This is a genomic window from Streptococcus suis (assembly GCF_902702775.1).
Taxonomy (GTDB): Bacteria; Bacillota; Bacilli; order Lactobacillales; family Streptococcaceae; genus Streptococcus; species Streptococcus hashimotonensis.
This window is the reverse complement of record NZ_LR738724.1, coordinates 1,908,574-1,921,249: the sequence shown is the minus strand read 5'-3', so window position 1 is coordinate 1,921,249 and position 12,676 is coordinate 1,908,574. Positions and strand designations below refer to the sequence as shown.

Annotated in this window: 9 protein-coding genes; all 9 read left to right on the top strand. The window is 44.5% G+C overall.

Translation table 11 applies throughout. The features are described 5' to 3' along the window. Window positions 1-104: 104 nt before the first annotated feature. The 9 genes from GPW69_RS09295 (at window position 105) to GPW69_RS09250 (ending at window position 12,650) form a co-directional block, all read left to right on the top strand. Complete coding sequence (locus GPW69_RS09295) at window positions 105-1,382, top strand: uracil-xanthine permease family protein (RefSeq protein ID WP_074391633.1); 1,278 nt, start codon at window positions 105-107, stop codon at window positions 1,380-1,382. 202 nt (window positions 1,383-1,584) lie between these two features. Further along, complete coding sequence (gene rpsO / locus GPW69_RS09290) at window positions 1,585-1,854, top strand: 30S ribosomal protein S15 (RefSeq protein WP_002938849.1); 270 nt, start codon at window positions 1,585-1,587, stop codon at window positions 1,852-1,854. 313 nt (window positions 1,855-2,167) lie between these two features. Continuing rightward, entirely contained in the window at window positions 2,168-2,455 is a 288-nt protein-coding gene (relB, locus tag GPW69_RS09285; RefSeq protein WP_074391634.1) for a type II toxin-antitoxin system RelB/ParD family antitoxin, read from the top strand. After that, on the top strand, window positions 2,448-2,783 hold the full coding sequence (locus GPW69_RS09280; protein ID WP_171841470.1) for a type II toxin-antitoxin system RelE/ParE family toxin: 336 nt from the start codon (window positions 2,448-2,450) through the stop codon (window positions 2,781-2,783). Before relB ends, GPW69_RS09280 begins: the two co-directional genes overlap by 8 nt. 251 nt (window positions 2,784-3,034) lie before the next feature. After that, complete coding sequence (gene pnp / locus GPW69_RS09275) at window positions 3,035-5,254, top strand: polyribonucleotide nucleotidyltransferase (protein WP_074391636.1); 2,220 nt, start codon at window positions 3,035-3,037, stop codon at window positions 5,252-5,254. A 53-nt stretch (window positions 5,255-5,307) separates the two neighbouring features. Then, window positions 5,308-5,925, top strand: a complete 618-nt coding sequence (cysE, locus tag GPW69_RS09270) for a serine O-acetyltransferase (protein ID WP_015647409.1) — start codon at window positions 5,308-5,310, stop codon at window positions 5,923-5,925. Window positions 5,926-6,194: 269 nt separating this feature from the next. Continuing rightward, window positions 6,195-7,538, top strand: a complete 1,344-nt coding sequence (gene cysS, locus GPW69_RS09260; protein ID WP_074391637.1) for a cysteine--tRNA ligase — start codon at window positions 6,195-6,197, stop codon at window positions 7,536-7,538. Further along, window positions 7,531-7,929 carry a Mini-ribonuclease 3 gene (locus GPW69_RS09255; RefSeq protein ID WP_024407940.1) on the top strand — a complete coding sequence of 133 codons (399 nt, stop codon included), beginning with the start codon at window positions 7,531-7,533 and terminating at the stop codon, window positions 7,927-7,929. Before cysS ends, GPW69_RS09255 begins: the two co-directional genes overlap by 8 nt. A 245-nt stretch (window positions 7,930-8,174) precedes the next feature. Next, window positions 8,175-12,650, top strand: coding sequence for an endo-beta-N-acetylglucosaminidase (locus GPW69_RS09250; protein WP_074391638.1), 4,476 nt, complete (start codon window positions 8,175-8,177; stop codon window positions 12,648-12,650). The last annotated feature ends 26 nt before the right edge of the window (window positions 12,651-12,676 follow it).

The window sequence follows — 12,676 nt, the reverse complement described above, 5'->3', positions numbered from 1 at the left end:
TCATCCCGTGAGGTGAGAAAGACAACAGGAAAAATTATTAAGGGCCTATGACTATGTATATTTAGAAAGTCTGGGTCTTTTTGTGTACCCAGAATGGGAGATTTATGAGTACAAAAGCCAATCTTTTGTTTGATGTCCATGAGAAACCAGCACCGCTTCAAGGGATTTTGTTGAGTTTCCAGCACGTGTTTGCTATGTTTGGTGCGACGATTTTGGTGCCGCTGATTCTCGGTATGCCCGTATCGGTTGCCCTCTTCGCATCAGGTGTCGGGACCTTGATTTACCAAGTAGCGACACAGTTTAAGGTTCCGGTTTACCTAGGTTCTTCCTTTGCCTATATATCAGCTATGGCCCTTGCTATCAAGGAAATGGGTGGTGATGTGTCGGCAGCTCAGACTGGTATTCTCTTCGTCGGCTTGATTTACGTGTTGATCGCTGCACTTGTCAAAGTTATCGGTACTAAGTGGATTGACAGCCTCTTGCCACCGATTGTCATCGGTCCAATGATTATCGTCATCGGTCTGGGTCTTGCCAACTCTGCCGTGATTTCAGCAGGCTTCGTCGCAGACGGCGACTGGAAAAACGTCGTCGTGGCGATTGCAACCTTCTTGATTGCTGCTTTTGTCAATACCAAAGGGAAAGGCTTCGCCAAGATTGTTCCTTTCTTGATTGCCATCATCGGTGGTTACGTGATTGCCCTCTGTCTTGGTTTGGTTGACTTCACACCTGTTCTGGAAGCAGCTTGGTTTGAATTACCAGGTTTCTACCTACCATTTGAAACAGGTGCCTTCAAGTCGTACAATTTCTACTTCGGTCCAGAAATGATTGCTATCTTACCAATTGCTGTTGTAACAGTAGCTGAGCATATCGGTGACCACACCGTTCTCAGCCAAATCTGCGGCCGCCAGTTCTTGAAAGACCCAGGCCTCAGCCGTACCTTGATTGGAGATGGTGTAGCGACTGCTGTATCTGCCTTTATCGGTGGACCTGCTAACACGACTTATGGTGAAAATACAGGGGTTATCGGTATGACTCGCATCGCATCAGTATCCGTTATCCGTAACGCAGCCCTGATTGCCATTGCCTTCTCATTCTTGGGTAAATTTACAGCCCTTATCTCAACTATTCCAAGTGCCGTTCTTGGTGGTATGTCTATCTTACTTTACGGTGTTATCGCCTCAAACGGTTTGAAAGTTTTGATTGAAAGCCGTGTTGATTTCGGTCAAGTCCGCAACCTGATTATTGCAAGCTCAATGCTGGTATTGGGTCTTGGTGGTGCAGTTCTCAACATCGGTGCTATTACCCTTTCAGGTACAGCCCTCTCAGCCATTGTAGGTATTATCCTCAATCTTATCTTGCCAAAAGCAGAAAAGGCTGAGTAAATGTGATATACAAGCAGAAAGTCAGCTTCGGCTGGCTTTTTTTGAAAATAGCAGAGCAGCTCAGCTATTTCTTAAATCAGTTGACAAAAGAGCTATTCCTTGATAGAATGGTTAAGGTCCAAAAGGACAAATCTAGCTTTTTCTTGGTTGCAGGTCGCCAACCTGTCACTCGGATTAGGCTCAAAACAAAGGAGAACATATCATGGCAATCTCAAAAGAGAAAAAAAATGAAATCATGGCACAATATGCTCGTCATGAAGGCGACACAGGTTCAGTTGAAGTACAAGTAGCAGTACTTACTTGGGAAATCAACCACCTTAACGACCACATCAAACAACACAAAAAAGACCACGCAACTTACCGTGGTTTGATGAAAAAAATCGGTCGCCGTCGTAACTTGTTGGCATACCTACGCCGCACAGACGTAAACCGTTACCGTGAATTGATTCACTCACTCGGACTCCGTCGTTAATCAAGATACGAGAACGCAAAAAATCCGTATGAAAATAGGAGATTGTCACAGCGACTCGTCGCAAGGCAATCTATCTTTTTCACTAGGATTTTCGTTCGAGTTCAATTCAGAAAGAGCCTGTTTTTCAGGCTTTTTTGTTTTCCCGTTTTCTTTTTTCCGAGTTTTTAGGCTGTTGGAGGTGGAGCGAATGCAATTCGTGTTAACAATTCAAAAGGATTAAGTTTTTCGGAAAAAGTGTGTTGTTTGGGGTTAAGGATTGATTTTTTGAGATATAAAGATTAAAATAAAGAAAAATATAAAGAGGTACCATCTTATGGCCTTAACAGCTAAAAAGAAATTGATTAACTTTCAATCAGAAAAATCACTTGTAGAAGAAGCAAAAGTGGTCTTGGCAAGTCAAAATATGACCATGACTCAAGCTCTCAACCTGTTTCTCAAAAATATTGTAGTAACAGGAGAAATTGGGCTTAAAAGTGAAGAAGAACTGGAAAAAGAGCGACTATTTGCCGAACTGCAAGCAGAAGTGATGAAAAATGTAGCTGAAATGAATGCGGGCAACTATCTATCATTGGACGAAATGGAGACCAAGCTCTTTGGATAAGTACCAAGTAAACCTACCTCTAGCTATATATGAGGAACTAGCTGACATTCGCAGCTACATTAGGGAAGAACTAAAAAGCCCTGATGCTGCGGACAAAAAAATCCAAGAGCTAATAGCAGGACTTAGAAGCCTTGAAATTTTCCCAGAGCGGGGTTTTAACGTAGATGAACGCTCTAAAAAGGGACAGCTAGTCCCAGGTCAGCTGACGCGAGGACTACCAATCAAAAAGGATTATATAGCTATTTATAACATTGATGAAGCACAAAAGGTCGTAAACGTTCGCTATCTTGTCGCAAGCAAGAGCGACTATATGAGATTGTTCAAATAGAATACACAAAAGAACACTCAGAAAAGCTGGGTGTTCTTCGTTTGATTGAAGAGTATTTGATTCGTTCGGTTGTTTATATAGCAGGTTAGATTTTCCCTCAAATTCCTTCCTCAATTCCCCACATTTTCCGTCAAATATGATAAAATAAAAAGTATGCGTGGTTTTGTGCAAAAGAGAGTGAAACAAGCTTGTTTGATTGTCTTTTGTAGAAAACACGCAAGAAAAATTTCAGAAAAAATAGGAGACAATTCATGTCAAAACAAGTATTTGAAACGGTTTTTGCTGGCAAGAAACTAGTCGTTGAAACTGGCCAGGTTGCCAAACAAGCCAATGGTGCGGTTGTTGTTCGCTATGGCGACTCAACAGTCCTTACAGCGGCAGTTATGTCCAAGAAAATGGCAACGGGTGATTTCTTCCCACTCCAAGTCAACTATGAAGAGAAAATGTACGCTGCTGGGAAATTCCCAGGTGGCTGGATGAAGCGTGAAGGCCGTCCGTCAACCGATGCGACCTTGACAGCTCGTTTGATTGACCGTCCGATTCGTCCAATGTTTGCGGAAGGCTTCCGTAACGAAGTTCAAGTCATCAACACAGTTCTTTCTTACGATCCAGATGCCTCTGCTCCAATGGCAGCCATGTTTGGTTCTTCATTGGCATTGGCAATCTCAGACATCCCATTCAACGGTCCAATCGCAGGTGTCCAGGTCGGTTATGTCAATGGTGAACTCATCATCAACCCTGACAAGGCTCAGATGGAAGAGTCTCTCCTTGACTTGACAGTAGCTGGTAACAAGGACGCCATCAACATGGTAGAGTCTGGTGCCAAAGAATTGTCAGAAGACATCATGTTGGAAGCACTCCTCAAAGGTCATGAGGCTATTCAAGAACTCCTTGACTTCCAAAATCAAATCGTGGCAGCAGTCGGCAAGGAAAAGGCAGATGTGGAACTTCTTCAAGTGGACCCAGAATTGCAGGCTGAGATTGTCGCAGCTTACAATGACGATTTGAAAAAAGCGGTGCAGGTAGAAGAAAAATTGGCCCGTGAAGATGCGACCAATGCGGTGCGTGAGACCGTCATCGCAGCCTACGAAGAAAAATATGCTGAACACGAAGAATTCGACCGCATCATGCGGGATGTCCATGAAATCTTGGAACTCATGGAGCACGCAGAAGTTCGTCGTTTGATTACAGAAGACAAGGTCCGCCCAGACGGTCGTCGTGTGGATGAAATTCGTCCGCTGGACGCAGAAGTGGACTTCTTGCCAAACGTTCATGGCTCAGGTCTCTTTACCCGTGGTCAAACGCAAGCTCTTTCTGTCTTGACCTTGGCCCCAATGGGTGAAACTCAAATCATCGACGGATTGGACGACGAGTACAAGAAACGCTTCTTGCACCATTACAACTTCCCACAATATTCAGTGGGCTCAACTGGTCGCTACGGTGCACCTGGCCGTCGTGAGATCGGTCACGGTGCCCTTGGTGAGCGTGCTCTCGAGCAAGTTCTACCTAGCTTGGAAGACTTCCCTTACGCTATCCGCTTGGTAGCAGAAGTCTTGGAATCAAACGGTTCTTCATCGCAGGCTTCTATCACAGCTGGTACCCTTGCCCTTATGGCAGGTGGTGTGCCAATCAAGGCACCAGTTGCAGGGATTGCCATGGGTCTGATTTCAGACGGTACCAACTACACTGTCTTGACCGATATTCAAGGTCTTGAGGATCACTTTGGTGACATGGACTTCAAGGTGGCGGGTACTCGTGACGGCATCACAGCCCTTCAAATGGACATCAAGATCGATGGTATCACACCGCAAATCTTGGAAGAAGCCTTGGCACAAGCTAAGAAGGCACGTTTTGAAATCCTTGATGTCATCGAAGCGACAATCCCAGAAGTTCGTCCTGACTTGGCACCAACTGCACCGAAGATTGACACTATCAAGATTGATATAGATAAGATCAAGATTGTTATCGGTAAGGGTGGCGAAACCATCGATAAGATTATTGCAGAAACTGGCGTGAAAATCGATATTGACGAAGACGGTCTTGTGGCGATCTTCTCACCAGATCGCGATGCGATTGAGCGGACCAAGGAAATCATCGCAGGCCTTGTTCGTGAGGCAAAAGTGGACGAAGTCTTCCAGGCAAAAGTTGTCCGTTTGGAGAAATTCGGTGCCTTTGTCAACCTCTTTGACAAGACAGATGCCCTGGTCCACGTTTCTGAAATGGCTTGGACTCGTGTCAATAAACCAGAAGACCTAGTTGAAATCGGCGATATTGTCGATGTTAAAGTCATCAAGATTGATGATAAAGGACGTATTGACGCTTCTATGAAGGCTCTTCTTCCAAAACCAGAAGGTTATGTGGAGCCAGAAAAACGCGAGCGTTCTGACAGACCACGCCGTCATAAAGACAACAAAGAGAAAAAAGATAACAACTTTGGTGAATTCAAATTCCACAAGGTTGAAAAGAAATAAGCTGAGTAGACAAGTTCGGTAGCGGGCTTGTCTTCTCGCTAGAAGGAGTGACTATGGGTTGGTGGAAGGACACCATTGAGATTGTAAAAGAAAAAGATCCGGCAGCACGGACGACCTTGGAAGTTCTTTTGACCTACCCAGGTGTCAAGGCCTTGGCTGCCCACCGTCTGTCCCATTGGATGTGGAAAAAAGGCTTTAAACTCTTGGCTCGGATGCACAGCCAATTTTGGCGCTTTTGGACCAATATTGAGATTCATCCAGGTGCCGAGATTGCTTCGGGAGTCTTCATTGACCATGGAGCTGGTTTGGTTATCGGTGAGACAGCTATTATTGAGTCTGGTGTCATGCTCTACCACGGCGTAACGCTTGGTGGAACAGGAAAGGATACGGGTAAACGCCATCCAACTGTCCGAAAGGGTGCCCTTGTTTCTGCACACGCACAGGTTATTGGACCAGTTGAAATCGGAGAAAATGCTAAAGTGGGTGCAGCTGCCGTTGTCCTAGCCGATGTTCCAGCAGATGTGACAGTGGTCGGTATGCCAGCTAAAATTGTCCGTGTACACGGTCAAAAAGATGAGAAGGTCATTCATGACATGGAAGATGGCCGTGAACACTACACGACTAAGCTTGCGGAATTACGAGAAGCCAGCCACCGTTCGTCACATTTGTAGGAAAGCGGATGGCTGACAGTATGACCTTCTTTGAAGTGGCTATGGCGATTGCAAGAAAATTAGAAAGTACATCATGTTAAAAAAATTAGTAAGACAAAACTGGCCTTATGTGTTGACCTCCATCGCTGGAACAATTCTATCTATCCTTAAGTTTTCCCAAGGAAACTGGCAGCTAGGGATGATTTGGCTGGCAGTGACAGCTTATTGGCTAGTAAAATTGTATCAAAAGTATCAAGTCCTAAAGAATACTCAGAAGTAATGGAGAAACTATGATTAAAATTTACGATACCATGACTCGCAGTTTGCGTGACTTTGTGCCCTTGGAAGAGGGTAAGGTCAAGATGTATGTTTGCGGTCCAACGGTTTACAACTATATCCATATCGGAAATGCCCGTAGTGTCGTGGCTTTTGATACCATCCGCCGCTATTTTGAATACCGTGGCTTTGATGTAGCGTACATTTCTAACTTTACGGATGTGGATGACAAGATTATCAAAGCTGCTAATGAAGCAGGCATGACAACCAAGGAACTTTCTGATAAGTTTATCGCAGCTTTCAAGGAAGATGTGGCAAAGTTAGGTGTCAAACCAGCTACCAAAAATCCTCGCGTTATTGACTACATGGATGAAATCATTGATTTTGTGCAGGTCTTGATTGACAAGGGATACGCTTATGAAGCGGCTGGCGATGTTTATTTCCGTGTGGAAAAGGCTGAGAATTATGCTCGTTTGGCCAACAAAACGCTGCCTGACTTAGAAGCTGGGGCTTCTGGTCGTGTTGAGGGAGAAGGTCAACTCAAAGAACACCCCTTCGACTTTGCCCTGTGGAAAACTGCCAAGCCAGGCGAAGTTTATTGGGAAAGTCCTTGGGGAGCAGGTCGTCCAGGTTGGCATATCGAGTGTTCGGTTATGGCGACAGAGATTTTGGGAGATACCATTGATATTCACGGTGGTGGTGCGGACTTGGAATTCCCTCACCATACCAATGAGATCGCCCAGTCTGAGTGCAAAACAGGGCAAACCTTTGCCAACTACTGGATGCACAATGCCATGCTCAATATCAATGATGAGAAGATGTCCAAGTCCTTGGGCAATTTCCTGACAGCCCATGATATGTTGGAGCAAATTGACGGTCAGGTCTTGCGATTCTTCCTATCGACCCAGCACTACCGCCGTCCACTCAACTACACTGAGAAGGCTATTTCAGATGCGGAAATCAATCTCAAATATCTAAAAAATACTTATACACAACCTGTGCAAAACTCTGTGGATAAGTCAGGTCTTGAATTGCATTTGGCAGCCTTTGAAGCGGCAATGGATGATGATTTCAATGCGGCAAATGGGATTACGGCTATCTTTGACTTTGCCAAATGGATCAACTCTGGCAACTACGATGAAACTGTAAAAGTAGCCTTTGGAAACATGCTGCAAGTGTTCGGTATTGTCTTTGAAGAAGAAGTCTTGGACAGCGAGATTGAAGCATTAATAGAAGAACGTCAAGCAGCGCGTGCCAATCGGGATTTTGCGACGGCTGACCGCATTCGTGATGAATTGGAAGCCCAGGGCATCAAGCTCTTGGATACCAAGGATGGTGTGAGGTGGACACGTGACTAAGGCAGTAGATGTCAATCTCATCAACGGTATTGCCCTGGCTTTTGAAGGGGATGCTGTCTATTCCATGTATATCAGACGGCACTTGATTTTCAAGGGGCTGACCAAGCCTAATAAATTGCACGGTGAGGCTAACAAATACGTCTCGGCTAAGGCTCAGGCAAGCCTGATTTCTGCCCTCTTAGAAGCTCAGCTATTGACCGAAAAAGAGGAAGAAATCTACAAGCGGGGGCGTAATGCCAATAGCCACACCAAGGCTAAGAATGCGGATGTGGTCACCTATCGAATGTCCACAGGTTTTGAGGCGGTTTTGGGCTATTTGCACATGACCGAGCAGATGGAACGCCTGGATGAACTGGTGGGCTGGTGTATTGAGTTTGTAGAAAATAATTAACTAAGACAATGAGGAGGGAAACTTCCTCTTTTTTGTTTTCTCTAAACTAAAGTTCTTTTTATCTGATTTAAAGAAGGGGACCATGAGGGCTTGAAGGTCATATTTTTCCTCTGTACAATGGAATTAATAAAACCTGATAAACTTCGTGTGATAGCTGTTCTATCAAAGGTAGCATGTGCCAACTATGATCTGGAAAGGAGTAAATTGAGAATAGCTGTAGCACTAGAATTGTGTAGGAGGAAAATATGACAAAATGTGATTTCGACAAACGTGAGCGATTCGGTATTCGAAAATTTACAATAGGTGCCTGTTCTGTTTTGATTGGTGCGACCTTATTTGGGACACAGGTTTCTGCGGACCAGCTAGAAAATGTGGACAGCTTGTCAGAGCCAGCTGTTGAGCTCTCTTCGGTAGGGAACGAACATGTGGAAAAGACCGAAGCTGAGGAAGGAATATCACCAATTTCAGCAGATGAGAAAGCGGTGACCGAAGAGTTGAATGGAGAAGTATCTGTATCAGATAGTAGAGAAGAAAAACTACCTTCAACTCCGTCTGATAATCCAGAAAATAAACTAGAGGATACAGAGGAAGCGGAAGATAAAGAGATAGATTCTTCGGATTTTGGTCTGTTGCTTTCTGATTTTCCTCAGGTAGAGGATCAAGGAATTCGTCCGAAAGAGATTAAGTTTGACAACTGGGATCAGGTGCTTGCCTGGGAGCCGGGTGCTCGTCCAGATGATGATTTGAACCGTGCTTCTGTAGAGTTGGTTGAGCGCTTTAGAGGGCATGTCGTCAATGAGAGAGCCAATGAGAATGCAAAGGTAGAAGCTCTTTCAAATACCAACTCTAAGGCGAAAGACCATGCCTCTGTTGGGGGAGAAGAGTTTAAAGCCTATGCCTTTGATTACTGGCAGTATATTGATTCAATGGTATTTTGGGAAGGCTTGATTCCTAGCCCAGACGTCATTGATGCTGGACACCGCAATGGTGTGCCTGTTTTGGGAACGATTTTCTACAATTGGTCCAGTAGTATTGAAGACCAAGAGAAGTTTGTGGCTTCTATGAGACAGGATCCTGATGGAAGTTTTCCTGTGGCTCGTAAGTTGGTAGATATGGCAAAATACTATGGTTTCGATGGTTATTTCATTAATCAAGAGACTACAGGAAGCATGGTTCAACCATTAGGGGAAACAATGAGAAACTTCATGCTCTATACCAAGGAATATGCAGAATCGATTGGTTATCCGATTACGTATTCTTGGTATGATGCCATGACCTACGAATATGGTCGCTATCACGAAGATGGTTTGGGTGAGTACAACTATCCGTTTATGGAAAAGGAAGGAGACAAGGTCCCTGCGGATCGTTTCTTTGCGAATTTTAACTGGACACGGGCGAAAAATAACTATTCAATCGAAGTGGCGAAACGAATCGGTCGAGATCCATTTGATATTTTTGCTGGATTTGAATTGCAACGGGGAGGCTCTTACAAAACGCAAATTAACTGGGATGCTCTGTTTGATGAAAATGGGAAATTGAAATTATCACTCGGTCTGTTTGCGCCAGATACCATTACAAGTTTGGGTGCGACGGGTGAGGATTATCATGAGAATGAGAATATCTTCTTTACAGGCTATCAAGGTGATCCAACCAAGCAGAAACCTTCGGATAAAAATTGGTATGGCTTGGCAAATCTCATTGCGGATAAGACGGCTATTACAAGCAGTAATTTCAATAGTTCCTTTAATACAGGGCACGGGAAAAAATGGTTTGTAGATGGCAAGGTTGCCAAGGATGGGGAATGGAATTATCGCTCTGTGTCTGGTATTTTACCAACCTGGCGGTGGTGGATTGAAGCAAGTGGTGAAAAGCTTGCTGCGGCTTATGATTTTGATGATGCCTATAATGGGGGCAACTCTCTTCGTTTTACAGGCAATTTGGAAAAGAATGGTAAGCAGGAAGTTAAGTTGTATTCCACCAAGATTCCTCTATCAGAAACAAGTCGTTTAAGGGTTGCGCACAAAGGAGGGCAAGGTGCAAATATCTCCCTAGCTCTAGCGCTTGAACCAGATTATCAATTTGCGAATAAAGAAGCGTGGCGCTTGCTTAAACTATCAGGAGATTGGCAAGATCAGACTTTTGATTTATCTAGTCTGGCAGGAAAGACAGTGTACGGTATCCAAGTGGTTGTTGAAAATGAAGCAGCGCTGTCGGATTTTGATTTTCGTTTAGGGCAGTTGGCTGTTTATGACCAAGAAAATTCACCTACTGCACCGAAAGATGGCCAAGTCCTTGCTAAGCGATTGAAGAATGCCCAAGATGCTGAAGCTGTGATTAGCTTTACAGGGACAGATGATGCAGACTATTATGAAGTCTATGCGCAGGTTGACGGACAGTGGAAATTGCTGACAGGTTCTTCTAATACAAGGATTTACCTCCCTCAGCTAGTTCGTTCTGCTCAGGCAGAAGGTCGAACCCAGGCTTTGAAAGTTCATGCCGTTGGGAAAAACGGTTTGCGTTCGGAAGCTGGGGAGTTTATCTTTGATTGGGAAATGACGGTGAAAGATACTAGCCTTCCTAAACCATTGGCAGAAAACATTGTTCTCGGAGCAGAAGTCATCGGTTCAAGTTTTGCAAAAAAAGAAGGTGGAGAAGGCATTGAGGGCATGTTGAATGGGACCATCACCAGTCTGTCAGATAAATGGTCTTCCCATCAATTGAGTGGCCATGTAGATATTCGTTTGACCCAACCTCGGACAGTCGTGCGATGGGCTATGGATCATGCTGGTGCAGGTGGTGAATCGGTCAATGATGGCTTAATGAACACCAAGGATTTCGATCTCTATTATAAAAATGAGAATGGTGACTGGGTGTTAGCCAAAGAAGTTCGTGGCAATCGTGATCATGTAACAGACATCGTATTGGACAAGCCAATTCGAGCGCAGGAATGGCGTTTGGATGTCTTGACTTCTGATAATGGCACTCCTTGGAAGGCCATTCGTATTTATAATTGGCGTATGTATGAAGAATTGGACATGGAGACACAAAACATTCCGATGACCCATGCTGTTGCTCGCCATCTCGGTAATCATCAGATTCAAGTAGGTTTCAAGGATGTCCCTGCCAATCGGAAAATAGCACTTTATTCTAGTTCAGATGCCGTAAAACCACTGGCAGAATTGGAATCGACAGAGTCAGGAAATCTTATATTCGACCCGATTCGCTTTGAGTCCCTGCCTGAGTTCATTTACTACCGTACTCTGGAGGAAGGAAAGGATTGGAGCAATCTATTGGCCATTCGCGTTCCGCAAGGTGAAAAAGTCGTGAAAGCGATGGAATGGATAGCTCCCCTAGAGAAAAAAGTTTACCGACAAGGTAGTCCTTTATCGCTTGCAGGAGCACAATTCCGTGTAGCTTTTGAAGGAGATTGGCCTGCTGAACGAGTGAATACCACCAATCCGGCAGTTACAGTAAGGGGATATGATCCGCAAAAATTAGGTGAACAAACATTGACCGTTTCTTATCTAGGCGAAACACTTGCTCAGCCACTGACGGTATATGTTGTTGAAGATATAGCCCAAGGTGAGAAAAAAGCAGTCGGTCTAGAAATCCAACAGTTACCAAAAGTGCAGTATGTTGTAGGAGATGATTTGGATATCACAAATGGTCGATTTGTTATTATCTATGACGATGAGTCAACTCAGTCCTTCTCTTTGACAGAAGCTGGAGTAGAAATTGTTGGTTTCGATTCCCGTAAAGAGGGGCGTCAGAGCCTAGGTTTACGGTATGCTGGTTTGGAGACTTCATTTGATGTCCTTGTTTCACCGAAGCCAATCGTCAATGATGAGTATCTAAAGCAGAAAATAGCAGAAATTGAGGCTCTACAAACCCAAACAGCCTATCTCTATTCTAGTGAGCAGACACAACTTGCCTTGCAAACTGCCTTGGAAGAAGCTCAGTCTGTGGTAGCAGATACCAATCGGACAGTCGAGCAGGTTGAAGCCGCTCAAACTCTTTTAGAGAAACAGTTAGGAGAGCTGGATGGGGAGAAACTTTACCAAGCAGATCTTGGACGTCTCAATCAGCTAATCCAAGAGGTGAAAGGAATAGATACGCCTATAAATTCTTCTGAGCTGAGTTCTTTACTTGAAAAAACTGAGAAAATTTTGGGTTCAGATAGTATTCGTCCAGATGAGATGAAGGAGCTGCTCAATGAATGGACTGATTTGTTTGAACAGTCTAGTCTGGTAACGCATGTCGGTACAAGAGATTCGATGGAGTCTAAGAATTTACTGACTCCTGAAAAACCGAGGATGGATTTGACCTATGAGCTGGTGCCGAGACAAGTCATCAAACGGACCAGCACTGATTTGCCACTGGGCAAAGAGCGAATTGTTCAGGAGGGGGCGGATGGTCAAATGATGGTAGCTCACCTAGTCTATAGTGATGGCCGTCGCGAGCTGTATTCACGAACAGTTGCTAATGAGAGTCAGCCGAAAATAGTGGAGGTCGGCAGCGGTTTGCCTATCCAGCAGGAGAAGACTTTAATGGTAGAAAATAGCCCGCAGGTTGAAAAGCAGATCAGAGATGCTTCTCTGCAGAAGAGCGGTCTTCCACAAACTGGTGATACCTATCAGGAGAAGTATGTCCTTCTTGGGTTAGTTGGTATGGCTCTGGCTGGCCTATCTCAGTTAGCTAAGCTCAGAAAGCAAGGTGAATAAAATAAATAGTCAGGGTTTGTTCCCTG

Bases quoted from the DNA above. Each gene is read 5' to 3' on its own strand.
- GPW69_RS09295 (WP_074391633.1), top strand. From the start codon at position 105: ATGAGTACAAAAGCCAATCTTTTGTTTGATGTCCATGAGAAACCAGCA.
- rpsO (WP_002938849.1), top strand. From the start codon at position 1,585: ATGGCAATCTCAAAAGAGAAAAAAAATGAAATCATGGCACAATATGCT.
- relB (WP_074391634.1), top strand. From the start codon at position 2,168: ATGGCCTTAACAGCTAAAAAGAAATTGATTAACTTTCAATCAGAAAAA.
- pnp (WP_074391636.1), top strand. From the start codon at position 3,035: ATGTCAAAACAAGTATTTGAAACGGTTTTTGCTGGCAAGAAACTAGTC.
- cysE (WP_015647409.1), top strand. From the start codon at position 5,308: ATGGGTTGGTGGAAGGACACCATTGAGATTGTAAAAGAAAAAGATCCG.
- cysS (WP_074391637.1), top strand. From the start codon at position 6,195: ATGATTAAAATTTACGATACCATGACTCGCAGTTTGCGTGACTTTGTG.
- GPW69_RS09250 (WP_074391638.1), top strand. From the start codon at position 8,175: ATGACAAAATGTGATTTCGACAAACGTGAGCGATTCGGTATTCGAAAA.